Source organism: Stenotrophomonas sp. NPDC077421, assembly GCF_049545505.1.
GTDB lineage: Bacteria > Pseudomonadota > Gammaproteobacteria > Xanthomonadales > Xanthomonadaceae > Stenotrophomonas > Stenotrophomonas nematodicola.
Map to the genome: position 1 here is coordinate 23,550 of NZ_JBMWDP010000006.1, position 24,148 is coordinate 47,697.

Annotated in this window: 16 protein-coding genes and 1 pseudogene; 4 read left to right on the forward strand and 13 right to left on the reverse strand. The window is 66.4% G+C overall.

All coding sequences use genetic code 11. The features are described from left to right. The first annotated feature begins 4 nt into the window (after positions 1–4). Positions 5–1,108 carry an acetate/propionate family kinase gene (locus ACPEH1_RS04815; protein WP_036196077.1) on the forward strand — a complete coding sequence of 368 codons (1,104 nt, stop codon included), beginning with the start codon at positions 5–7 and terminating at the stop codon, positions 1,106–1,108. Positions 1,109–1,144: 36 nt separating this feature from the next. Here the strand turns inward: ACPEH1_RS04815 and ACPEH1_RS04820 are convergent, their stop codons facing one another. From ACPEH1_RS04820 to ACPEH1_RS04835, 4 genes are all read right to left on the reverse strand, one after another. Next, a complete protein-coding gene (locus tag ACPEH1_RS04820; protein ID WP_017355170.1) occupies positions 1,145–2,344 on the reverse strand; it encodes a hypothetical protein in 1,200 nt (399 codons plus the stop codon). Between the two features lie 94 nt (positions 2,345–2,438). Beyond that, the gene (locus tag ACPEH1_RS04825; protein ID WP_080354540.1) at positions 2,439–2,651 is read right to left on the reverse strand and encodes a GDCCVxC domain-containing (seleno)protein; all 213 of its coding nucleotides are present in this window, start codon (positions 2,649–2,651) and stop codon (positions 2,439–2,441) included. Next, positions 2,644–2,931, reverse strand: coding sequence for a heavy-metal-associated domain-containing protein (locus ACPEH1_RS04830; RefSeq protein WP_017355169.1), 288 nt, complete (start codon positions 2,929–2,931; stop codon positions 2,644–2,646). The genes ACPEH1_RS04825 and ACPEH1_RS04830 overlap by 8 nt, the downstream gene beginning before the upstream one ends. 8 nt (positions 2,932–2,939) lie before the next feature. Next, complete coding sequence (locus ACPEH1_RS04835) at positions 2,940–3,296, reverse strand: mercuric transporter MerT family protein (RefSeq protein WP_017355168.1); 357 nt, start codon at positions 3,294–3,296, stop codon at positions 2,940–2,942. A 41-nt stretch (positions 3,297–3,337) separates the two neighbouring features. Here ACPEH1_RS04835 and ACPEH1_RS04840 point away from each other — a divergent pair, with 41 nt between their 5' ends. Then, positions 3,338–3,763, forward strand: coding sequence for a MerR family transcriptional regulator (locus ACPEH1_RS04840; protein ID WP_017355167.1), 426 nt, complete (start codon positions 3,338–3,340; stop codon positions 3,761–3,763). An 18-nt stretch (positions 3,764–3,781) separates the two neighbouring features. On the opposite strand, the gene ACPEH1_RS04845 is transcribed toward ACPEH1_RS04840, so the two are convergent. Continuing rightward, the gene (locus tag ACPEH1_RS04845) at positions 3,782–4,129 is read right to left on the reverse strand and encodes a hypothetical protein (protein WP_423715342.1); all 348 of its coding nucleotides are present in this window, start codon (positions 4,127–4,129) and stop codon (positions 3,782–3,784) included. On the opposite strand from ACPEH1_RS04845, the gene ACPEH1_RS04850 reads away from it, so the two are divergent. Further along, complete coding sequence (locus ACPEH1_RS04850) at positions 4,124–5,386, forward strand: hypothetical protein (protein WP_423715344.1); 1,263 nt, start codon at positions 4,124–4,126, stop codon at positions 5,384–5,386. The two genes, ACPEH1_RS04845 and ACPEH1_RS04850, sit on opposite strands and share 6 nt — an antisense overlap. Positions 5,387–5,806: 420 nt before the next feature. Here the strand turns inward: ACPEH1_RS04850 and ACPEH1_RS04855 are convergent, their stop codons facing one another. The 8 genes and pseudogenes from ACPEH1_RS04855 to ACPEH1_RS04890 all read right to left on the reverse strand — a co-directional run bounded on the left by ACPEH1_RS04855 (position 5,807) and on the right by ACPEH1_RS04890 (position 22,965). After that, positions 5,807–10,519 carry a hypothetical protein gene (locus ACPEH1_RS04855; RefSeq protein ID WP_423715345.1) on the reverse strand — a complete coding sequence of 1,571 codons (4,713 nt, stop codon included), beginning with the start codon at positions 10,517–10,519 and terminating at the stop codon, positions 5,807–5,809. Positions 10,520–11,122: 603 nt separating this feature from the next. Further along, positions 11,123–11,977: an aldose epimerase gene (locus tag ACPEH1_RS04860; RefSeq protein ID WP_136007055.1), complete on the reverse strand. Its 855-nt coding sequence runs from the start codon at positions 11,975–11,977 to the stop codon at positions 11,123–11,125. Further along, on the reverse strand, positions 11,967–12,983 hold the full coding sequence (locus tag ACPEH1_RS04865; RefSeq protein ID WP_423715382.1) for a glycoside hydrolase family 43 protein: 1,017 nt from the start codon (positions 12,981–12,983) through the stop codon (positions 11,967–11,969). The genes ACPEH1_RS04860 and ACPEH1_RS04865 overlap by 11 nt, the downstream gene beginning before the upstream one ends. Next, positions 12,966–14,447: pseudogene (locus ACPEH1_RS04870) on the reverse strand (MFS transporter); the annotation flags it as partial. The gene ACPEH1_RS04865 and the pseudogene ACPEH1_RS04870, both read right to left, overlap by 18 nt. Further along, entirely contained in the window at positions 14,440–17,136 is a 2,697-nt protein-coding gene (locus ACPEH1_RS04875) for a glycoside hydrolase family 3 C-terminal domain-containing protein (RefSeq protein ID WP_423715347.1), read from the reverse strand. The gene ACPEH1_RS04875 and the pseudogene ACPEH1_RS04870, both read right to left, overlap by 8 nt. Continuing rightward, positions 17,136–18,827 carry a glycoside hydrolase family 43 protein gene (locus ACPEH1_RS04880; RefSeq protein WP_423715349.1) on the reverse strand — a complete coding sequence of 564 codons (1,692 nt, stop codon included), beginning with the start codon at positions 18,825–18,827 and terminating at the stop codon, positions 17,136–17,138. Before ACPEH1_RS04880 ends, ACPEH1_RS04875 begins: the two co-directional genes overlap by 1 nt. Beyond that, the gene (locus ACPEH1_RS04885; protein WP_423715351.1) at positions 18,827–20,809 is read right to left on the reverse strand and encodes a sialate O-acetylesterase; all 1,983 of its coding nucleotides are present in this window, start codon (positions 20,807–20,809) and stop codon (positions 18,827–18,829) included. Before ACPEH1_RS04885 ends, ACPEH1_RS04880 begins: the two co-directional genes overlap by 1 nt. Continuing rightward, entirely contained in the window at positions 20,806–22,965 is a 2,160-nt protein-coding gene (locus tag ACPEH1_RS04890; protein WP_313242412.1) for an alpha-glucuronidase family glycosyl hydrolase, read from the reverse strand. Before ACPEH1_RS04890 ends, ACPEH1_RS04885 begins: the two co-directional genes overlap by 4 nt. Before the next feature lie 111 nt (positions 22,966–23,076). Here ACPEH1_RS04890 and ACPEH1_RS04895 point away from each other — a divergent pair, with 111 nt between their 5' ends. Next, positions 23,077–24,132, forward strand: coding sequence for a LacI family DNA-binding transcriptional regulator (locus tag ACPEH1_RS04895; RefSeq protein ID WP_136007045.1), 1,056 nt, complete (start codon positions 23,077–23,079; stop codon positions 24,130–24,132). The last annotated feature ends 16 nt before the right edge of the window (positions 24,133–24,148 follow it).

Genomic DNA, 24,148 nt, shown 5'->3' on the forward strand with positions numbered 1-24,148 from the left:
ACCTGTGACCACGCGCCGGCTTCTTGCACTCAACGTTGGCTCGTCCACCCTCAAGGGCGCGTCCTATCTGTTCAACACTGAGGGACACGGCGCGCAGTCTCGTCTGCTCGAGCGCTCCCGGGCCGAAATTCCAGTCGGCGTGGATGCGCAGGAGCGCCTTGCCACCCTGCTCGAGGCATTGTCGGAGCCGTGGCCCAGCCCCGACGTGGTGGTGCACCGAATCGTACATGGCGGTGACCTGCACGACGCCCGCGAGCTCGACGAAACCGTGCTCGCGAAACTGGATGCATTGGTGCCGTTCGCACCCTTGCACCAGCCGGTAGCCCTCGCTTTCGCGCGTGCCGCGCGCATGCGTTGGCCGCACGCGCGCCAAGGCGTGGCCTTCGACACCGACTTCCACGCGTCGCTCGCGCCCTGGAGCCGGCGCTTGCCTGTCCCTGAAGCATGGGATGCGCTGGGCATCCGCCGCTACGGTTTCCATGGACTCGCCTTTGCCTCCGCGCTCCGCATAGTGGCCAGCCACGACGCTGGAATCCTGAAGGGCCGCGCTGTCTTCGCGCATCTGGGGGGTGGCTGCAGCGTCTGCGCCGTCGAGGGCGGCCGCAGCCGCGACACCACCATGGCGCTCACTCCGCTGGGTGGAATCCCGAGCCCTACCCGCTCCGGAGATCTCGATCCCGGCGCGTTGCTGTATCTGCTGAGGCATGAACGCCTGGATGCGCAGGCGCTTGAAAACGGCCTGTACCGCAGTGCAGGCCTTGCCGGAATCGCCGGCCATGGCGACATGCGCGTGTTGCTGACGGATCCCGGCCCGCAGGCCCAGCTTGCCGTGGAGCTCTTTGCAGTCCGGATTGCGCAGTCCATCGCGGCCATGGCCACGGCAATTGGCGGTCTCGACCATGTCGTCTTTTCCGGCGGCATCGGCCATCGCGCGCCGGTTTTGCGGGCTCGCATCGTCGCGCGACTGGCCTGGCTCGGCCTGGCGCTGGCACCTGACGTCAACGATGCTGGAGCCACGCGGATCGACCGCGGGGGCGGGCCGAGCATATGGAACGTCGCGATCGATGAGGAGCGCGAACTGGCTGAATCGGCACTCGCCTGGCTGTAGCCACGACACGCCCCAAGGGTCGGCTCCGGTGGGGAATCACTCCTCGATCCGTGACGACGTGAGCACCGCTGCGAATCCACCACCGGGGGTGCGCATGTTCGTGGTCTGGCCCTGGTACAGCCTGGCCGCGAACAACAGGACACCCGCCTCGGACGCGAAGCAGCGCACATCCGCCTTGAGGGACTGGCCCCCATGCACGATCCGCATGCTCGGTGGCGCGAAGGCCTGTGCGATGTAGGTCGCCGACGCCATAGACGCCCAAGTCCGCCGGGTCAACTTGTCGCCCCGATAACTCCCACGGCTGCCAAACCCTGCTGCAGGCTTGAAGAAATATCCGTTGCGCACTGCCCACAACGCATCCCGGTTCGCGGGCACGAGTTCGACCGTGGGCGGGATCACCTGGCCCAGCAGTGCCGTCGAACCCGCATCGACCCCGAACCCGCCGAGCAGAGCCGGGTCCCCGAGCACCGCAAGGTTGCGCTTGTCGGCAAACAGCGCGTGTGCTCGGGGATGCGGCATCAGCGCGACGTCCCCTGCCAGGTAAGCCTCACGAATGTCTGCATGCGAGGCATCCTCGAGCGCGAAATCGGTCAACCGGTTGTAGACAGTGTCGATTCGACCGTGGGCATCCTCAAGCCCGTCCGAACCAAACGACAAATCCTCGGGAGCGCTGATCACGCAGTCCACGCCATGGTCCCGAAACGCGTTCGCGTACAGCACAAACTCGGGGTAAAGGAACTGCGCTCGCGGAGTGCTGTCCACGATGGCCAGGCGCGACGGCGTGCGCCCGGATTGCTGCCGAGCATCCTCCATCCAGGCCGTGACGGCCGCATCACGCGCTTGGGCCGCGTTGGTCCAGGTGGCCCATGCTGGCGGCGCGCAAGACCGCACGGCATCGAGCAACAAGGCATTGAGGAGCAGACCGCCTGGATTGGTGTTGACCTCGATCAGCCGCGGGCCATCGACCGTCAGGTGAAAGTCCAGACCCAGGACGCCCCCCGCCGAACCCGGATCATGGGTTGCAATGTCAGGGGCCCATTGCAGGACCCGTTGGCTATATCCCGGGTTTCCTGCGACGTCGAAGACCGCCGCCGCGACTCGTCCCATGGCCTCCAACGCGGGCCGATCAACGAACAAGGCATAGGGTGAAAATAAGTGCGCGTGTACGGCGGGATCAGTCGTGAACTCCGGAAAGGCACCCCGGATCGACTCGTGCAGACGGAGGATGTCGACCACTTCGCATGCACACCGCTGGTTGAGCGGCGCGCTTTCCAGGGTGGCACAGTCGATCTCGCAGCCTGTCTGTCCAACTATTATCGGAGTCCGCGGTTCAACCACAACAGGGATTGTTCTGTTGGATCGGTGGACATGGCACTGTTCCGAACGAGCAGAACACACAGCAGTCGCCTTGATGCGGACGCAAAACCGCTCCACAGCCCGTGCACTCATAGAAGAATTGACACGCTGTGATGGGCATTGTCTCGGTCGCCCGATGGCCGCACTCCGGGCAGGTCAAGATGCTTTCCAGCTTGACGTCACTCACCGCCAGTCCGCACCTTGGCCGGGAAGCCTGCTTCCGTGACTGCACGCGCGATTCCGGCTGCATCCGTCTGGCTCGATTCGAACGTCACCGTGACTGTTTCAGCCCGGGTGTCCACCTTCACATCGGCCACGCCCGGCACCTTCTCCAGCGCCTTCCTGATGGTGATGCCGCAGGCGGGACAGGTCATGTTCTCAGCATCGAGCATCACTACGGTTGCGGGCGTCGCAAGAGCGGCACCGACCGACAGAGCAGCCACCAGGGCCAGTATCCACTTGTGCATCGCGCCTCCTACAGAATCCAGACGATGTAATAGGGAAACAGCAGCAACAGGACGATGAGGGCTGTCGCCAACCAGAGCCAACGTCGCCTGCGTCGCAGAGCGTCCGGGGCGATGCAACTGCCATCCACACCGCACCGTGCCGCCGGTCGATACAGCATCCAAAACGCCACGGCCAAGGACAGTACGGCGGCGGCGCTGAACCAGGGCCTCAAGGGATCGAGAGCTGTCAGGGTGCCGATCCAGGCGCCACTGATGCCCAGCAGGACCAGCACCAGCGGCACGACGCAGCAGACCGATGCGCCAATGGCGGCGATGCTCGCGCCAACGATGGCTGGAACAGACGATTTGGCCGGGGTTGTTTGCATCAGAGCATACTAGCCTCTGTACCTAGGTACGGAGTCAAGCCGTGCGTCCGAACACGTTTACGATCAGCCGGCTGGCGGCGGCGGCCGATGTGCACGTCGAAACCGTGCGCTACTACCAGCGGCGTAGGCTGCTGCGTCAACCCGAGCGACCCATAGGAGGCGTGCGTCGTTACGACGAAAACGATGTCAATCGGCTTCAGTTCATCCGGCGCGCTCAGATGATGGGATTCAGCCTCGACGAGATCGCTGGCCTGCTAGAGATCACAGGCGAAGGTTCTTGCGAGCAGACCCGTCAGCTGACCGAGCGAAAGCTCGTCGATGTCCGTCTACGAATCCGCGAGCTGCGACAGCTGGAGAGGGATCTCGAACAGAAAATAGCGCGGTGCGCCCAAGTGCCGGCGGGAGAGTGCTGCCCAACCCTCGATTTTCTGGAGCGGCCAATAAAGCCAGCTGCGACAGGCAGTTAGCTCACTTTCGGCCCGTTTTTACACGAATCCCTGCCGACCCTCGGCCAGTGCGAGCAGCGGCTTCGGGGCGGCCAACCGCTCGCCGACGACGAGGCCGCATACCTCTTCAATCTGCTCCAAGAGTGTGAGGCCGGAGCGGAAGGCGAAGATGAGGACACGAAATCGAAGTGCCGTTCCGCGGCGGCCGGTACGCTCGTCGCATTGGGAAGCGCTTGGCTCGCCCAGAACCCCGAAGCGCAGAAGCGCGCGCTCGAAGTGGTACGTGCCGGTGTGGCTGCGATTGCGTCCACAGGAGAGCAGATTCGCGGGCGGCTCATGGGGAGCCTCCGCGACGAGCTGAAGTTCGTCGCCTACGCGGTCATGCACCTGTGGATCGCCGATGGAGATGGTATTCAGGAATGGGAGGCCGGCGTCCTGCGCCTTCTGACAAGTGGCGACACGCGAGCGGCCGCCGTTGTGGCCGATGTCTCCTACGCGAATCGAGAGCAGCTTGACACCGCGTGGTGGCGGCTTCTCCGCGCCGGGCTGTTCTGGTCGGGCCTCATCCTGCTCGCCCCACACCAGGGCGATGGCGACGTCGCGGAGCGCGTCTGGAAGGTGTGGCTCGCGCGGCTGCGGCGCTTTCCGCTACGTACGCCTAACGCGACGCCGGATGACCTCGACTTCAAGCGTGTGGCCGCGGGCCAAGCACGGTTGGATTTCCAGCGTCGGATGCGTCTCTATAGTGCAGGCGACCAGACTTGGCGCGGAAAGCCGGAGCGCGAACGGGGCGGTTTGCTAGACGGTCACTTCCTCGAAGTCCTGTTTAACTGGCTCATCGATGGCGTTGGCACTGGCGACCGCGAACTCGACACACGCTTGGCGCTGCGCATCTGGGACTACGACGCCACTCGCGCCAAAGCGCGCGAAAAGAAGGAAGACGGCGAGTACGACTTGCCGAGCCAGAAACTTGGCTACAATATCCTCCTGAAGCTCGGAGTCCTGTCGATCGCGGCGCCCGAAGGGGAAGCGCGCGCGATATGGGAGCCTGTTCTCTCACACGGCCCGGCCGCGCACTACGCGCTGCAACACTTCATTCACGGTTTGTTTCTACGTCTCGGGAAAGGTGACGACCCGGTGGCATTCGAACGCGTCTGGCGTGCAACTGCGGAGTACAGCCTTGCCGGCGATTGGTCTCAGCCCGGCCTCTGGTTCTACGGCGAGCGCTTAATTTGCGACTTACTCGGCTTCGGCAATGAGGATGCGTTGTCCAGGCTGAACCCGGGCGCGGCTCTGCGGATGAAAGATATCTACGAGCGCTGGGCCGCCACGCACTTGGGTCACCACGAAGAATGCGTCACGCGCTTCTGCCACTTCCTGACGACGAACTTCGGAGCCCCGATTCGCCTTGACGGACTTCGCTGGCTCGCCACCATGCAACGCGAGCCTTCCGGTCGCTGGTACCGCGAGGATACGGGCAACGCGTTGGTGGAGCTGGTGGCGGCGGCGTTGAGCTCCGACACGCAAGCCCTGTCCCAAGACGCTCAGGCGCGGCAGGCACTTGTCGAGATAGCCGCCGCCCTTGCAGCCAAGAACATCCCAACCGCCCTTGCGCTCCAAGAACGCATAAGAAGACAGCTATAGATGTAGATAGCGTCTCCATGAGGCGCAGCAACCGGGCATGCTCTTGGGGTAGCCCTCCCCAGAAAGCGACCGGAAAACCCCGTCTCCGGATTGCGAGCCCCCCAAGAACGACAGATCAGATACCTCGTGAGCCTGCGTGACATGCGTCCGCGTTCTGGCCCCCAGCCAAGATAAATCCATAATTCCCACACTACCAATCTTCTTTCTCGTCCTCGGCGGCAACAGGCTCGAGATCGACCAACAGTGCGAACCATTCGCCTTCCAGCAGCGCCCAGTAGTGCCGGACGCTGATGAAAATCTCATCCGGTCGCATTGGCGTTAGCGAAAATGTGCCCAGGCCGGCGACATGGCCGTCGTTCCCCTACCCCGATCCGACTCGCACCTCACAACGTGCGTGGCCCGAGGAAACGGGATCGACAGCTACTCGCGCCATGGCCAAACCATGTCGTCCGTATGCCGCCGCAAGAAGGTTCGCTGCAGGGATAGGCTGGACTTGTCGGCGCCGTGCTCCAAGCGAGGCCGATTCACTGCCCAATGCCGGTGCTTTCGTGCCCGCTGCGCTTCATCCAGCGTGGCTGCTTCCGCTTCCTGCCGCATCCAACACGCGGCGCGCCGATCAGCGCATTGTTCGAACAAGACCCAGGCAGCGAAGGCTTCTTCCGGGTCGTCGCGTTGCCAGTACTCGCGCCACCAATGGCGGGCGCAGGCTTCCATGTATCGTAAACGCGCCGCGCCCCGCCGAATCTCCTCGGCCCAGGAGTTCGACTGGCCCTCTGGCCATGCGTCGACCACCGGCAGCACGTTCCCAACTAGGAAGCCGCGCAGGAGCTCGGCACGCTGCTGTCGCCAGGGCACCTGCGATGCCAAATCGCGCACGATCACCGTCTCTAGCCATGCGTTGCAGCCGTTAAGTTGTGCCGCGAGTGCCAGTTCATATAGCTGCGCGTCAGTGTGCGTGCGCTCCAGTTCGAGCAACCCATCGCGTGCGGCGATGACCTCGGACGAGTCCGGCACCCGGAACAGCATATGCCAAAGCTCCGGCAGCTTCGCGGCGCCCATCACACGGGTAAGCATGGCGCTGCCCAGGGCGCGCCACACGCTCACGCCAAGAGCCGGCCGCTCGACGAGCAGCGCTTCAGCGATCGCCAGGAAAAGCCCCTCGGCCAACTGCACGCGCCGCACGAACTCCACGCTCAAAGTTTCGTGACCGTCGATCCAACGCGTGAGCAGTTCGGGCCCGTGCTGAAGGATGGCTTGCCCGTCCTCGCGCGTGACGAACTCCAGATACAAGCTGGCGCCTTCCTTGCGTGCCTTGGCGATCCGCACGCATGCCGTTTCGACCGCACGCTTGTGCGCTTCCTGCTGCGCCTTTTCATCGAACGCGTGCTGGAGGGCCTCGGCCGAGTTCGGGTTCTCGGGGGGCATCGGGCGAGCGGAGTACCACGGCGGTCGGTTCGACGCGTCCGTTCGCTCGACGAATATCTGTGCGCCAGGGTCGGGCGCCTCTCGCGGACCGCCGGCGAGGATGGCATCCAGCCGCTCCAAGGCAACGCGCGCTTCCGAGGCGTCGTTCCCGCGCATTCGCACGGCCTCCAACAAGCGCCACGGCGCCAGGCGCCCGGCGATCTGCTCGAACGGCTGGCCGCGACTGGCCTCGATAAGCGCGCCCGACGCGGCATGTGTCGCGAACGTGTCTGCGTCCGGGGTAAAGTGCCAGCCCGCCTGGTCCAGGTGCGTACCCAAGCGACGGGGATCCGAGGCAGCCATCGCCATGAATGCCAGACGCACGTCGATCTCGTCTGTCGAGCTCGACTTCTCCACCAGCCAGCCCCAGGCCGTATCGCTCAACGCCGGCGGCTCGGTGATTAGCAGCACCAAGACCTGCTGCTGTTGCTTGGGTGAGCCGAATCGATATCGCTCGATCAATTTGTCGACTTGGGTGCTGCTCATCGGGCGTAGGTCATCACTGATCGTGGTCAAAATGCCCGGAAGGTCGGCCTCCACAACCAGCAAGGCCTGCGCCAAGGCGTCGAGATCTGTCAGTTCAGTGAGCAGCAGTTGCGTCGCAGCATGGGTCTCCTCACCTTCGCGAGGGTCGCGCTCGACCGTTCGCAACGTGCGAGCCGCCTTGACCTGCTCGGGTCCGTGCAGGAGGAGCGCATCGTTCTGGTGCCATGCGTGTGCGGCGCGTGCCTCTATAGTGGTCGGCGCCCGGGACGCCAGCTTTCTATGCAGGTCCGCAAGCACCTCCGGCGCGCAGCGCGCCAGCACCGCCTGCAGTTCGTCGAAGCTGTGGTCTTCGCTGGTGGCGTAACGGCCGGTGCGCATCTTGTCCAGCGGAAAGTCGCGAACCGAGTCAGCGACGGCCTGGCAAAAGGCGGCTGGCGCCTCGAAACTCGGGTCGAACCACAAGTCATCGCACTTCTTTAGTCGAACGTGCAGCGGCAGGGTTTCGTCGACCAGCACCGCCTGCACATGTCGGCGCTCCAGCCGGAAGAAGCTGCGGCCTGGATCGGCCAAGTAGTGCTCTTCGTAGGTGAACGGCCGGCCCATGACCACGTTCAGTGCCGCCGCTGCCTCGTTGTCGCCTTCGCGGCCCGAAACGTACAGCAGCAGCTCGGCCACCCGCCGCGCCAGTTGCGGATGTAAACCAGCTTCGGGCACACGGGCGGCCATGTCCGCCGCGGCGGCCCGCACGCTAGCGGCGACGGGATCGGGATCGACCGGATTGAACAGGTACACCCAGCGCAGCTGATCCCAAGCCCGGTGGCTGGAGGAGCCAACGGCCGCAGCGATGGCGGCCAGGCGCAGCGCAGGCAACGCTTCGATCAGCGCATAGCCTTCCACCAGAGCTGGCACGTGGTCCGTCCACTGGCCGTCGTCGCGATCGACCAGCACCATCTGTTCGCCCAGTAGCGTGCGCGGACCCGAGGCATCGACGCCGATGCGCTCGATCCAACGCTTGTGCCGATGCGCCTCCGCCTCTGGCTCCGGCTCCGACTTGGTTCGCAGCTCCAGATCGCGCGAGATGCGGCGCAGCCACTCGGCGGCGCGGGCGAAGATACGCGCACGCACTGTTGTGTTGCTGCGCTCAATACCGCGCAACGCCTCGACTGCGGTGTGCCGGCTGGCCGCATGGTTGTAGCGATGCGACAACTCGATGGCATCGAGCAAGGCGTCGGGCATTTCGGCCGCGAGCGCTTGCACCTCGACCTGGTGATTCTCGGCCAGGTTTTGCGTTTGCAGCCACGCCGCCGCGAGGACTCCGAGCAGGGGCCGGGGAGGACCCGATTCGAGGGCAATGGACACGGCGGCGCGCAGGATTTCCGGGCGCTGATCCATGCCACTGATGGGATCGAGCCATTGCTCGAGCGCGGACTCTAGCGCCTCGCGCGTGGCGTTGGGATCGGCGGACAGTAACTGCACGGCGGTGGCACCCAAGGCGTGGTTCACCAGCGACGGGGTTAATTGAAGCGTGCCATCCTCCAGCCGGGTGAAAAAGGTGGAATCAGCGAGCTCGCTCAGGCGTTGGTAAACCTCTCCCGGCTCTAGGTCTGAGCGCGCGGCGGACTCACTCAGCGCTCTGAGCGAATAGGAGCGGATTCCGTCTTGGATGCCCCCGGCCGCCGTACGCAGCCACTCGGCCCATTCCTGCGCGGAGAACGCTTTGTTGGTCGACGCACCGGCGACATCGCGCCCGTACTCCCACAACAGTCGATGCAAAGTCACCGCGCCAGCGTCGACGAGCCGTTCACGGAAGCGGATCACTAAGTCGAACAGCCGGGGTATGCGCGCCGTCGTGTACAGGTCCAGGTGCAAGTCCTCGCGGCGCAAGCCGTTCAACGCGAGCATCTGGTCGAACTCGCCGTTGGGCTTGAGGTCGTAGCCCTCGACCTCGATAGGCACGGCACGATCCACTAGCGACGCCAGACGCCGTAGCTTGACCTCGAAATGCAGCGTGCGCGTGGTCGTGATCGTGCGCACCCGTCCAACGAATTCCGCGCCCTGCAAGACCTTGAGCAGGCCTTCCCAGTTGGCCTGCGGTTGCTGGCTCATGCCGTCGAGCACGACCAGCAGCAACGGCCCCTCGGTCGGTGGACGCAGTAGCATGCGTTCCAGGCGAGCGCGCCAATGTGCCGCATCGCGCACCTGCATCACTTCGAGCAAGCGCTCGGCCAGGAAGGACTTGACCTCATATGTCGAACCCAGATCTCGCCCACCCACCGCGGAGGCCGGGACGAGCAACGTGATCGGAAACTGGTCGGCGCGTTCAATCAACCAATCGGTGACCGCCCAGGTCTTGCCCACGCCGAACAGGCCGGTCACGCAGGCCGGCGAGGCGGTTCCGGCCTGCGTGACCCACCATTCGTCAAGCTGGCGCAGCACGTGGGCCCGGTGGATGTGCCGCTTGGCGCCCCCAGACACTACCTGGCCGAAGTGCGATTGCGATTGCCGGGGATTGGTCCAGATCGAGCGCAACCGTTTGATCGACTGGCGGCGAACGATGGCCGTGCCTATATGCCATGCGGCCAGGTCGCGGAGTAGGCGCTCGATCGCCGCGGCCATGGAGGCCCGCAGCCGGGCTGCGACCGCACCGGCTGCCGGATTGAGCAACTTCGACACAAGCGCGGGATTGGATGCCAGCAGCGCGGCCAGGGATGGCTCGTCGTGCGACTTCCAATCGATAATCAGGACGGCAATTCCGCACCCGTTGCCGTGCTTATAAAGCTGGCGCTCGAGTTGTTCGTCAACCTCGCGCGTCGCGGCCAGGATCCAGGCCTCCAGCGCCGGATCCGCGTCGATCGCTTGATCGATCTCGCCCAGCAGGAGGCGGTCATTGAGCGACGTATCATCCCTGTAGCGCTTGCATTCGATGCGCAGGAACCGTTCCTGGCGTCCGGCGGTTCCGGCATCCGCGCCGTGCTGGAAGCCCGACTTGGCCACCGCGACCGAGACCCCGATCAGTTCGCCAATTAGCGCGGCAGTTAGGTGCTCCAGCCGCGTTGGCGGATCGACAGCCTGCACCAGCGCCTTGAGCTGTTCGAGATCTGCGGTATGCGCTGCTGTCATTCCGTTCCCCTCAAAGACGGCGCGCCTCCCCGGTGCGGCATCGCCACGAAATTGGGTGTTCACGGACCCGGGGCTCAATTGTGAGGCACGAGCGTCTTATCTAACGAGATTTGGGGCTTCCTATAGTGCTCGGAAGGCTCGGGTGGGTGGTTAATTACGTGCCCCGCCCCGTCGGCCATCATAGAGCTCATTCATTAGCCTTCATGGGCAAGCCGCAGCGGTCAACCGGCCGGTTGACGCTGTTCGGATTCTAGGTTTGTTGACCACTGATAAGGGCGCTAGTGCTGATGATGAAGCTCATCTGCTGTCGCAGGCAGGGCTGCCCTACCCCTGATAAATCTCCCTAATCCCCTGCCCCGCCGATTCCTGCTTCCGGGCAGAAGCAGGCATCAAGAGATTAGGACTCAGAGCCGCCTTCTCCCAGACAGATCAGCCAGCTGGCCTAGCGAACAGCTAGGCCAGCTCCATCACGCTTTATTTCATCCGTACCACGCCCTGGAAGCGCGCGAATTGGGCCACCCTCGACTTGGGCAGGCGGCTCTCCGCCACTTTGGTATGCGTTACGAGCAGTTTCGCATCGAACCCACTGATTATCTTGACCTAATCTGCATGACAACAATTAGGAAATCCGACACCAGCCCCAGAGCTCCAAACGCACCGTCGATGCTACCTCACGCATCGATTCTCCCATTTGAGTTCGACCTCCATCTCCAGACGTTGTCCCGGCTCCAGTCGGTTCGGCGCCAACGTAAAACCATCAGGCGGGCCCGTCTGCGGCTCGACACAGGTCGCGTGCGGTGCGCCGTCATAGATCACCCAATGATCGGCATCGGCCCGAATCCGTAGCTGCTGGCCAGCAGATGCGAGCAGCACGTCCGCCTGGTTGATGAAACAGTCATCCCACGGCCCGGGCGCCGGGCTCACGCACGGCAAGGTGGCAATGCCCTCGTGATCCCGTGGATACATCGTGCCGGGGGCAAACTGCAGGCGATCCGGCTTGCGAAACCACGGATGCCAGCCAATCACGGCGGGCATTGCCTGATGGCCGGCCTCAACGGAAAGGTGGAGATGCAGGCGATCCGGCTGCAGGTGAAGGGTCTGGGTTGCCCTGCCTCCGAATGGCCAATAGTCATCCTCGGGCAGTGCCAACGACAGCCTGGCGGTGTCCGCGTCGAGGCTGTCGATGTGCCACGGCCGGGTAAAACCGACGCCATGAATCGCGTGGGCATCGAAGTTCGCGGGCAGCGAACGGCGCCTGCCGTCAAAGGTGAAGCTCCCATGCCGGATGCGCCCCGCCCACGGAACCATCGGATAGCACCCCCAGGCGATGGCTGGCGTCCCCGCCCCACCCGCTTGCTCGCCCACCAGCCATGCCACACCGTCGTAGCGTAGCTGGGCAATGCGTCCGCCGGCGTCCGGGGCAAGCACGACCTCCAGCAGGCCTGACCGCAACCCGTGCAGCCGGCCAGCCGGCAGCGGGGCCCGCGCGTCGTCCTTCGGCGAGGGCGTATCAGGCGCCATAGGGATCGAGGGTCCGGATGCTGCCGTCTGCCTCGATGTGCAGCGGCGCGGCCTTGATTGAGCGCAGGTGGGTCACGCCGCCGGACAAGAGCGCGTCGTGGTAGAAGAGATACCACTGCCCCTCGAAGGCGCAGATGGAGTGGTGCGTGGTCCAGCCGACCACGGGGGTGAGGATCACGCCGCGATAGGTGAACGGTCCATACGGGCTGTCGCCGACGGCGTAGCACAGCAGGTGCGTATCGCCTGTGGAGTACGAGAGGTAATACCGGCCCTGGTACTTGTGCATCCACGCGCCCTCGAAGAAGCGACGCGCGTGGTCATCGGCGCGCAGGGGCTGCCCGTGCTCGTCCAGAACGATCACTTCCCGCGTGGGCTCCGCGAGCCGCGTCATGCCCACGTCCAGCCGGCCAACCCGCGGGCCCAGCGCTGCCGCACCGCCGGTGGGCTCCTCGTGCGACGCGTCGTGGCAGTTGTCGCGGTACTTCTGCAGTTGCCCGCCCCAGATGCCGCCGAAGTAGAGATAGTGCGCACCGTCGTCGTCCTCAAACACCGCCGGGTCGATCGAGTAGGTGCCCGCCATCGGCTCGGGTTCGGCTTTGAAAGGCCCCTCCGGACGATCAGCTACCGCGACGCCGATGCGGAACGTCCCCTGCCCGTCCTTGGCCGGGAAGTACAGGTAGTAGCGGCCGTCGCGTGTGGCCGCGTCCGGTGCCCACATCTGTTTTGCGGCCCAAGGCACGTCACGCAGATGCAGTGCCATGCCGCAGTCGGTTGCCTCGCCCTCGGGCGTGTCCATGCGGAATACGTGATAGTCCTCCATACCGAAGTGACCGCCCTCATCGTCGAACGGGGCGCCGCCGTCGATGTCGTGTGACGGGTAGATGTACAGGCGCCCGCCGAACACATGCGCCGACGGGTCGGCCGTGTAAATGTGAGTCACCAGTGGCTTGGAGATCGCATGTGCCGCCAGATGGTCAAGGGTCGTTCCTTGGCGGCGCTGCAGCAGCTCCTGCTCGATGCGGGTCTCCATGCGTTTGTCGATCCTGTAAAGAAACAGCAGCGCAACCGCCACCAGGAACGGCAGGGAACAGTACACGCTCACGGTCAGGCGGATGCCATCCACCACGGCCTGAGGCTGCTGTTCGACGCCGGCCCTGTAACCGTGGTGCGCGAGGATGCCGGCGACCAGCGCGCCGCCGATGCTCAGCCCTATCTTCAGTCCGCACAGCATTGCGGAGAAGATGATCGCGGTGGCGCGGCGATGGTTCTTCCATTCGGAGTAGTCCGCGACGTCGGCGATCATCGCCCACAGCAACGGGATGGTGATGCCGTAGCAGAAGCCGTGCAGCATGAAGGCGCCGAAGGCCACGGCCACGGCGGTAGGCGGGAAGAAGTAGAACGCCAGCAGGAACACGGTGGATACCAGCAATGCACCGCCAAAGACATCGCGTTTGCCGAAGCGGTCGGCCAGGCGACGGGAGATGCCGATCCCGAGGATCATGCAGAGGATGCCGCAGGCGTTGAACAGACTGAACGCCGACGTCGCCGGGTCCGTGGGCCAGGTGAAACCGGACAGACCCCATCCGTTGAGTACCGCATTCAGTCCTGCAATGAAGCGGTTGAAGCCGGAGCTGTCGAGGAAGCCCGCCAGGGCGCTCTCGCTCATGTAGTACTGGAAGTAATAGACGTAGGTGCCGCCCTTCAGGGCCAGGTTGATGAAGACCAGCACCGTGAGGGCCAGCATCACTTTCCACGGCCGGTTCCGCACCAGGTCGGCCAGATCCTGCAGCACGCCACCGGTCTGCTCCTTGGCCGGCACGATCCGCTCGCGCGTGGTGGCAAAGGTGATCAGGAAGAAAAGCGTTCCCACCACGGCGAACACGGTCATCACCCGTTCGAAGCCGAGCACGCGGTCGCCCTCGCCAAGGATCAGCACCAGCGGCAGCAGCAGGACCTGGATGATGAACTGCGCGATCATCACCGCCACGAAGCGGTAGGCCGACAGGCTGTTGCGCTGGGCCATGCTGCCGGTCAGCACCCCGCTGAGCGCGGAGTACGGCAGGTTGTTGGCGGCGTACACGAGCATCAGCAGCCCGTAGGTCACCACGGCGTAGATGACCTTGGCGCGCTCACCCAGTTCGGGCGTACTGAAGGCAAGCAGCGACAGCGCGCCGAACGGGATCGCTGTCCACAGGATCCACGGCCGGAACTTTCCCCAGCGACTGACCGTGCGGTCGGCGGCAATGCCGATCAGCGGTGTGAACACGAAGGCGCCCATCAGGCCGATCACGAAAATGATCGTGGCCGCGGTGGCGGGCGGCAGCCGGTATACATCGGTATAGAAGAACGCCAGGTAGGTGATCAGGGTCTGGAAGATCAGGTTGGCAGCGAGGTCGCCAAGGCTGTAGCCCAGCTTTTCCAGGATCGACAGCGTGTGGCTGGAGGGCTCCGCGCGGCGAGGTTCAGTCACGGGCCGCCTCCACGGTGAACCCGGCCTGCACCCGGGTATCGGCGCTCGAACCGCCAATCCGCACCTCGTACGCCCCGGGCGTCACGACGTATGCACCGCGCGCGTCGTCGTAGTGGCGCAGCGCCTGGGGCGCATCCAGGACGAACGCCACGGTCCGCCGTTCGCCGGGGGCCAGATGGATCCGCTGGAAGCCGCGCAGTGCCTGCTGCGCCTCTCCCGGAGCGGCCTGCAGCCGCCGCACGTACAGTTGGACCACCTCATCGCCTGCGCGCTTGCCGATGTTGGCCACCTCCACCTGCACATTGAGCGTCCCGTCTGCGGCGATCCGTGACGTGTCGAGGCGGGGCGTGCCGTAGCCGAACCGGGTGTAGGACAGCCCGTGACCGAACGGATACAGTGGTGTGCCGCGGAAATAGCGGTATGTGCGGCCTTCCATTGTGTAGTCGTCAAACGCGGGCATCGTCTGGTCCGCCGTATAGAACGTCACCGGCAGCCGGCCAGCGGGATTGACGTCGCCGAACAGCGCGTCACCCACGGCCGTGCCACCGCGTTGCCCTGGATACCAGGCCATCAGAATCGCGGACAGGTTTTCCTGGGCCCACTCGACGGCCAGCGCCGATCCGCCGGTCAGCACCACCACCACCGGCTTGCCGGTGGCGTGCAACGCTTCCAGCAGCGCACGCTGGGTGGCGGGCAGGCGCAGGTCGGTGCGGTCGCCGCCGGCGAAGCCCGGGTAGTTGACCGTCATCTCTTCGCCCTCGACATCGCCGGTCAGTCCGCCGACGAACACCACCACATCCGCGCTCCGGGCGGCCTCCAGTGCCTCCTCGAACGGCGGCTTCGCGCCGGGCATGCGCCAGCCCAGCCGCACGGCTGCGTCGCGCTCGGCGTCGAAGTACTCAAGGGTCACGTCGTAGGCCTTGCCGGCCTGCAGGTCCAGCTCCACGCCATCGCCATGCAGGCGATCACGTTGCTTCCAGTGGTCCAGCACGCGCCTGCCGTCCACGTAGAGGCGGAAGCCGTCGTCGGCGGCGGCCTCAATGCGGTAGCGACCCGACACCGGTGGCAGCAGCTGTCCACTCCAGCGGATGCTGAAGCCATCGTTCGGAATGCCCTGCCCCGGCGCTGCTTCACCGCGGGCCAGCAGGTTGTCGGTGGGTGACCCCCGATCCCAGCGGAATCCGATCTGGGCATCGGTGCGGACCAGCGCCGGTGTTCCGGACAGGTCGGCGGTGCGGAAGTACTCACCGCGCAGGCCGCGTTCCGGTGAACTGGCCGAGGGCCGCAGGTACGCGGCCTCGATCAGCGGGGTCGCAGCGGGATCGTCGCGCCCTTCGACCAGGTCCACGCCACGCGCATAGCGCACCTCGACGCCTTTCGCCGCGTCACGTATCCCCTGCAGGATGGTCACCGGTGCGGCGGGGGTACCAAAGTAGTTGCCGAGCAGCGCCATCGTGTCATCGGCGGTCGGGCCGACCACGGCAATCCGTTTCAGGGTCCGTGGCAGCGGCAGCACGCCATCGTTCTTCAGCAGCACCAGCGACTCCTGTGCGGCCTTCAAGGCCAGCGCATCGTGCGCGGGGGCCTGGTTCACCGACGCGGGGATGCGTGCCCACCTCACGCGCTCCGGCGGGTCGAACATGCCCAGCCGCATCCGGGCGGTGAACAGACGCGTCACCGCTTCGTCGATCTCTGCCTGGCCGATCAGGCCCTGGCGCACCGCGGCCGGCAGTGTGGCGTATTCCTGGCCACACTCCAGCTCGGTACCGTTCTTCACTGCCAGTGCGGCGGCGGCCTCGCGGGTGGGAACGATGTGGTGATGCTTCCAGATATCGACGATGGCCCAGCAGTCCGACACGACGTAGCCCTTGAAGCCCCAGTCGCGGCGCAGTACGTCGCGCAGCAGGAAGCGGCTGGCGCTGGCGGACTCGCCGTACACGCGGTTGTAGGCACCCATGACGGCATCCACCTGCCCTTCCTTCACCAGCGCCTCGAATGCCGGCAGGTAGGTGTCGTACAGGTCGCGCCGGGTGGGGCGCGCATCGAAGTGGTGACGGTCGGCCTCGGGGCCGCTGTGTACGGCGAGGTGCTTGGCCGTGGCGTCCAGCTTGCGGTACACCGGGTCGTCGCCCTGCAGACCCCGCACGAAGGCCACGCCCATGCGCGCGGTGAGGTATGGGTCCTCGCCGTAGGTTTCCTGGCCCCGCCCCCATCGCGGGTCGCGGAAGATGTTGATGTTCGGCGACCAGAAGGTCAGCCCCTGATAGCGCCCATGCGCGCCCTCCCGGAGAAACTGGTGGTGCTTGGCGCGCGCTTCGTCGCTGATGGTGGTCGCCACCTGCCCCATCAAGGGCACGTCGAACGTGGCGGCCAGGCCGATGGCCTGCGGAAACACGGTGGCCTGCCCTGCCCGTGCGACGCCGTGAAGGCCTTCGTTCCACCAGTCGTAGGCGGGCACGCCGAGACGTTCGATGGCGGGTGCTGCGTTCTGCATCTGCGCGGCCTTCTCCTCCAGGGTCATCTGCGCCACCAGCGCGGCGGCGCGGGCCTCAAAGCTGGCCGAGGGATCAAGCCACGCCGGGGGCGACGCGGCGTGCCCGACGGTGACCAGCCCGAGCGCGGCAGACAGCACCACGGTGCGGAAGACGGGGCCGCGAAGGCCACTGCAAAGGGAAAGCCTGCGCGTCATCATCTGCTCCTCAAGGCACGCTCGTCGCGTGCGAATGGTCCCAGCAGCGCGCCAACGAAGCCGCCTGCACGATCCGTACTCAATACCGTTCCGTCCACGTCAGCGGCGAGGGTCTGCCACCCCCGGCCATCGCCCGTGTCGAACGCGAACGCATAGTGCCCCTCGTTGCCGGCAACCTTCAGGCGCAGCGATGCGGTCGCGTCCAACGTCCGGCTGGCCAGCGTCCGCGGTACGCCGTTCCCGTCGCGCACTTCAAGGAAGACCGCCACGCGGTCTTCGCCAAGGCTGCGCACCCCGAGGAAGTACCAGTAGGCCTCGCTTTGGAAGGCGGCAAGGCCTGCCGCCACGCCTGCCGCCGGGTGCGTCATCTCGGTACTGGCCTCGAAGCGCAGATGCTGCTGACGGCGGCCGAGGAAGGCGGGATTGCGCAGCGTATCCAGATTCTCCGCCAGGGGATGCACGGCCAAGGCACCCGGGCGCGCGCGCAGGTCCGCCCACGGCTGCCTGGGGACGCGCACGCGCAACCAGCCGCGGCCAAGCGTGGGGGCATCGAAGTCGTCGCGGTCGATGAAGTTGCCGGTGGAGGGTGCCTGCCTGGCCTCGCCCTGCATCCATGACGGCGCTTTGACCGCATACGGGATGGTCTGGCCAGCCGGCAGGATCACGGGCCAGCCGTCACGCCATTGCACCGGCAGCAGGAAGGTCTCCCGTCCCGTGTTGTAGTGGCGTGTCTGGTAGTTGCGACTGGCAAGGAACACCGCCCACCACGCGCCGTCCGGACCTTCCACCAGATCGGCATGCCCGGCATTGGTGATCGGCCGTGGCCGGTCGTCGGGCAGATCGCGCTGGGTGAGAATCGGATTGCCCGCATACGGGGTGTACGGCCCCCAGACGTCGCGGCTGCGCAGGACCACCTGGGAATGCTGCGGCCCGGTACCTCCTTCGGCGTCGGAGAGGTAGTACCAGCCCTCGCGTTTGTAAAGGTGTGGTCCCTCGATCCAGATCGGGTTGCTGGCCGGGTCCACCCCGCCGTCGATCAGTACCCGGCGCGGCCCCACCGGCTCGAACGACGGCAGATCCAGCTGCTGCATCCAGATCGCACGATGGCCCTCGTAGCGCGGCGGGCCGGGCGGCAGGTCATTGTTGAGCAGGTAAACGCGGCCGTCTTCGTCGAAGAACAGCGATGGGTCGATGCCGCCGATGCCCGGCAGCCAGTGCGGGTTGGACCAGGGCCCGGCGGGATCGCGCGCGGTGGCGATGAAGTTGCCGCCGCTGTCGACCGCCGTGGTAACAACATAGAACACACCGTCGTGGTACGCGATGGCCGGGGCAAAAATGCCGCGCGACACACTCAGGCCATCGAAGTCCACCTGGGTCGGACGGTCGATCACGTTGCCGATCTGCGTCCAGTGCACGAGGTCAACGCTCTCGAACACCGGGATGCCCGGGAAATAGGTGAAGCTGGAATTGACCAGGTAGAACCGGCCCTTCGCGCCAACGATGCTCGGGTCGGCGTGGAATCCGGCCAAGATCGGGTTGCGGTAGTACCCGGCCGGCAGCGGTGCTTCAAAGGCCGCATCGCGGCCAACGTATTCGAACCACTCGAAGTACACCGGTGGCGCAGGCGCGGCCCGCAGTGGCGCCGCCGTCGTGGACATCAGCAGGAACAGTGTGGCCATCAGCAGACGCATCAGCGGTCCTCCGCGTTGGTGAGGGAAAGATCGAAGGGCCCTGCCGGGGCGCCACGGCTGTCGCGCAGCGTGCAGACCGGGCCGTCGGCCCAGCAGTAGCGGACGCGCGCGCTTGGCGCTGCCTGCGGACTGCGCAGGACCACCTCGCGCCCGTCCAGGACGGCGTCGGCATAGGTGCAGTGCCGCGCCTCGGCATCGCAGAGCTCGAAGCCGATGGGACCGTTCGCGCCGGTCGTGACCAGGGTGCCGGTGACGTCGTCAAACACGATCCGCACCGCGCCCTGCAGGCGCGAGGCCCTGCGTGCGGTGGGCCCGGACGGGTCGACGGTCCGGTCGCCGTAGACCACATGCCGCGCCAGCCTCGCCAGGCGACGGCCCAGCACCTGTTTGTTGGGCGGATGGATGTCGTAGGCGTCGCCAATATCGATGGCCAGCGCCAGCCCACTGTGCGGATCTTCCGCGGCGACCCGTCGCTGTGCCTCGCGGACCTGTGCCCATCCACTCTCCGCCGGCGCCACGGGCGGCGCGCCGTAACCGGCCAACTGCACCACCAGCAACGGCATCCGCGCGCCAAACCGGCTGCGCCAGTCCTCGCGCAGGCTGCGCAGCTTTGCCGCGTAGGCCGGGCCATCCGCTGTGTTGGATTCGCCCTGATACCACAGCATGCCGCGCATTCCGTAGTTGCCCAGCGGCGCGATCATGCCGTTGTAGAGCGTCGACAGGCCTGCGGCGGCCTGCCACGGTGCAGGGGGCGGCGCTGCTGCACCGGGTGCTGCGCGGTACTGCCAGGGCGCGTCCAGGACGATGCGCGTGCCATCGTCCAGGTGCACTGCGTGGGCATCCGCAGGGCCTGCCAGCCCCCCGTCGCCATAGGTGTCCAGCACGTTGATCACGACCCTGTTCGCGCCGACGTGCAACAGGCCCGCTGGCAGGGGATAGGAGCGCGCCTGCCCTGGGCCGTACTGGCTGCCCACCGCCACGCCGTTGACCCAGGTCATGTCGGTCTCGTCAACCGGCCCCAGCTCGAGTCGCGCGCCCTGCGCCGCCTGCGCGGCGGTCAGAGTCACCTGCGTGCGGTACCAGACCATGCCGTTGTAGTCCGACAGCGCCGGCACGCCCCACCGCTCCCACGCGCCCAGCGTGGACGGTGCGTCCTGCCAACCGGTGCCGCCCGCGTCAGGCTGCCAGGGCGCATCGCCGGCGATGGCACCTTCGCGCGTCGTCCACCACTGCTGCCAGTGCCGGCCCCATCGCCGGGTCGCCGCAGCGGGATCGCGCGCGTACAGCGCAAGCGCATCCAGCGCCGGGTCCATGCCGCCCTGCGTGCGGAGCGCAGTGCTGCTGGTCCATGCCTCGATGCGCGAGCCGCCCCACGCCGCCTGGATCAGGCCCATCGGCACGTTGACGGTCTGCTGCAGTTCCCGCGCGAAGTAGAAGCACGCCGCGGAAAATTCGCGCACCGTGTCCGGCGACGCAGGCTGCCACGCTGCGGGTGCCTGGACGTCGTGCTGTGGGGTGACAGCTGCCGCCTTCGGTACGGTGAACAGACGGATCGACGGATGCGTGGCGGCGGCGATCTCGCTGGCCGCATCGAGCGTGCGCCATACCGGAAGCTCCATGTTCGACTGCCCGGAACACAACCAGACGTCGCCCATCTGCACGTCACGCACGACCCGGGTCACCTGCCCTGCCCGCACGGACATCTCGTAAGGCCCGCCAGCGGCAGTGGGCGGCAGCGTTGCGTGCCAACGGCCGCCGGGATCGGCGCGCGTGGTGACGGTGCCCCCGGCGAGCGCCACGGACACGGCGGTGCCGGGCGCGGCGCGGCCCCAGACCGCGATCGGCTGGTCCCGCTGCAGCACGGCGTGGTCCTGGAAGAGCGGATGCAGCAACGCGGTTGCCGCATCCTGTGCCATTGACGGCGTGGCGCAGCACGCCAGCGTGGCCGCCACGATGCCGTTCCACCACGTTCCTGGGTTCATCGCCCATCTCCGGGTGCGGAGGGAAACTGCAGGGCCTGGTACCAGGCCAGCGGGTGTGGCGGCGCGGTTTCGCCGGCTGGCAACGGCCTGCCACTCACCGACTGGAAGTACGCCACGCTGGCGTCGCGCCACCACTGGGCCTCGCGCAACTGGATGCGCAGGAAGGCCGCGATCTGTTCGTGCCGTTGCGGGTCCACGCCGCGCGGCGGCGGAGCGGCGCCCCGCGCGTTGGTGTCGGGCGCACCAGGGCCCAGGGTTGCCCAGTGCGCCTGCATGGCCTGCACCTGGCGCACGCCCTGCGAATAGCGCCCGACCAGTTCATCCCACAACGGCCGCCCGGAGGCCATGCGGTGGTCCCACGGGACGTGGTGGAACCACAGCAGCAGCGGCTCCGGAACCTGCGCCAGGTCGCCATAGTGGGCGGCCACCTCTGGTGCGTATTGGCTTACGGCATTGCTCCCACGCGCGGTCCGGTCGAAGCCGATGCCATTGCGGTCGGCCCGGTGGTAGTACACCGAGGTCCAGTCCGCGCGCGGCCCGCCATCGACCCAGGGGCCGGGCCCGTAGTGGTGCCCGCGCGCCATCAGGTGGTGCAGGCCCAGGGGGGTCATGTAGTTCACTGCGGCCTCGCGCGAACCCATCATCATCTCGACGATGGGCTGCACCACGCCGGGATCCTGCGCGAAGGTCATGGTCGCCCAGTCCGCCGCGATGTCGCGGACCGATTGATGCGGGTTCCATGCCAGGCGGCCGAACGCGTACCAGTTGGCGGGGTCGAAATGCGAGCCACTCCAGGTACGGTCGTTGCCGATGTTGGCCACGCCCGCCATGCCGGTCAGCGACTGCGCCACGGTGTCACCCTGGCCGCGCATGCGAGGGTCGGACCGCAGTGCTTCCTGGTACAGCGGGCCGAGATACACCAGATGGGTGGCGAAGCCGAGGTACTCCTTGGTGATCTGGACTTCCATCATCAGCGGCGTGCGCGGCATGGCCCCAAACAGCGGGTGGAACGGCTCGCGCGGCTGGAAGTCGATGGGCCCGTTCTTGATCTGAAGAATCACATTCGGCAGGAACGCCCCGTCCAGGTCGGCAAATTCGGTATACGCCTGCGCGGCCCGGTCCGCAGGCACGTCATGGGCATAGACGAAGGCGCGCCACATGACCACGCCGCCGTGCGCCGCCAGCGCGCCGGCCAGCAGGTTGGCACCGTCGGCATGCGTTCGGCCGTAATCCTGCGGGCCGGGCTGACCTTCCGAATTGGCCTTGACCAGGAAGCCACCGAAATCCGGGATGCGCGCGTAGATCTCGCCGACTTTGTCGCGCCACCAGCGTTGTACGCCGGGATCGAGCGGATCGGCGGTGGGCAGTCCACCCAGTTCGACGGGGGCACTGAAGCGCGCGCTCAGGTACACGCGGATGCCGTACGGCCGGAACGTGTCGGCGAGCGCGGCTGCCTTGGCCAGATAATCCGGCGCCAGGCTCTGCGCGCTCGCGTTGACGTTGTTCAGCACCGTGCCGTTGATGCCGAGCGAGGCATTGGCGCGCGCGTAGTCTGTGTAGCGTGGGTCGTGCCATTCCGGCAGCGTCTGCCAGTCCCACAGCGAGCGGCCTGCATAGCCGCGTTCGACATGGCCATCCAGATTGTCCCAGTGATTGAGCACGCGGAGCCGCAGCCGGGGCGACTCGCGCACCTCAATCACGTCCAGCGACGCGCCTGTCTGCAGCAGTCGCAGCAGGTGGAACACGCCGTACAGCACCCCGGTATCGTGGCGGGCCGCCACCACCAGCACGTCGCGTCCGTCCATCCGTGCATGCCGAAGCAGATAGCCTTCGTCACCCAGTGTGTCGATCTCGTGGCGGAGCGGCGCGATCAAGGCAGAGGAGTCCGGCGTACCCAGCACCAGGGTCGCGCCGCCGGCCGCCGCGCCCTGCATGGGTGGCGCGCTGCCAAGCAGGCCCGTCAGCCCGCGCGCCAGCTCATCGCGCGCGGCACGCTGGGCCGGCGTCTGATCAGGGGCGACCACCTGTGCCAGGTGCCTGCGGTAGTCCGCCGCGAGCGCAGGTTCAAGCGGCACATAGCGCATCCACAGGGCGTATCCATCCTCCGCGTGCGCGTTGCCCGCACAGGCGAATAACACCATCGCGGCACCCAGCATCCGATGACACCGCTTGACACCCGAGCACGCCCGCAGCGCGGACAGCAAACCTTGTAAGCTCGGGACGTGCGTTGGAGGCGTCAGCGTCACAGAGAAGAACGGGAGCGCGAATTGGAGAAGCCGAAGAAGTCGGTCCGCCGCAAAACCAGTGGCGTGACGATCGACGAGGTGGCGGCCCTGGCCGGGGTGTCGCCGATGACCGTGTCGCGGGCGATCAACCAGGGCAAGGTGCGCGATGCCACCCGCGAACGCGTGATGCGCGCGGTGCGCGAACTGGGTTATACGCCCAACCTGGCGGCCAGTTCGCTGGCGGCCGCACAGCACACGCGCATCGCGCTGATCTACACCAATCCCAGCGGTGCCTATCTGCGCGAGCTGCTGGTCGGCTTGCTGCGTGTCGCATCCAACGCTGCCATCCAGCTGGTTGTCGACTATTGGGACGATCTTGACCCCGCCGCCGAGCGCAAGGCCGCGCGGGCCCTGGCCGGCCGGGTGGATGGCGTCATCCTGCCGCCACCGCTGTGCGAATCGCAGCCTGCCGTCACCGAACTCGTCAAGGCGGGCATCCCCGTGGTCGCGATCGCACCGGGCCACCTCGGCAACCACATTTCCTGCGTGCGCATCGACGACCTCCAGGCTGGCAGGGACCTGGCCGAACACCTGATCCGGCAGGGTCACAGCCGCATCGGCTTCATCCGCGGCCGCAACGATCTCAGCGCGAGCGCGCGGCGCTACGACGGGTTCGTCACCGCCCTGCGCGAGGCCGGGCTGCAGGTCGAACCCGCCCTCGTCCAGCAGGGAGACTACACCTACCGTTCTGGGCTTGCCGCCGCCGAGAGGCTGCTCTCCCACCGCCGGCCCCCGACCGCGATCTTCGCCAGCAACGACGACATGGGCGCGGCAGCGATTTCTGTCGCACACAGACGCGGCCTGGAGGTCCCCCGCGATCTGTCGGTCGTGGGCTTCGATGACACCTCGGCCGCGACGACGGTCTGGCCGGAGCTCACCACCATTCACCAGCCGATCGCATCGATGGCCGATGCGGCCATCGACATCCTGCTGCGCACCATCCGCCGCAGGCACGACGAGGCGCGCGTGTTGACCGACCACGTCATGCCGCACCGGTTGGTGGTGCGCGACTCGGTCGCGCCCCCGCCCACGCGCTGACCGCGCACGTCGCGGG

Bases quoted from the DNA above. Each gene is read 5' to 3' on its own strand.
- ACPEH1_RS04830 (WP_017355169.1), bottom strand. From the start codon at position 2,931: ATGCACAAGTGGATACTGGCCCTGGTGGCTGCTCTGTCGGTCGGTGCC.
- ACPEH1_RS04835 (WP_017355168.1), bottom strand. From the start codon at position 3,296: ATGCAAACAACCCCGGCCAAATCGTCTGTTCCAGCCATCGTTGGCGCG.
- ACPEH1_RS04850 (WP_423715344.1), top strand. From the start codon at position 4,124: ATGCACCTGTGGATCGCCGATGGAGATGGTATTCAGGAATGGGAGGCC.
- ACPEH1_RS04860 (WP_136007055.1), bottom strand. From the start codon at position 11,977: ATGGCGCCTGATACGCCCTCGCCGAAGGACGACGCGCGGGCCCCGCTG.
- ACPEH1_RS04875 (WP_423715347.1), bottom strand. From the start codon at position 17,136: ATGACGCGCAGGCTTTCCCTTTGCAGTGGCCTTCGCGGCCCCGTCTTC.
- ACPEH1_RS04880 (WP_423715349.1), bottom strand. From the start codon at position 18,827: ATGCGTCTGCTGATGGCCACACTGTTCCTGCTGATGTCCACGACGGCG.
- ACPEH1_RS04885 (WP_423715351.1), bottom strand. From the start codon at position 20,809: ATGAACCCAGGAACGTGGTGGAACGGCATCGTGGCGGCCACGCTGGCG.
- ACPEH1_RS04890 (WP_313242412.1), bottom strand. From the start codon at position 22,965: ATGCTGGGTGCCGCGATGGTGTTATTCGCCTGTGCGGGCAACGCGCAC.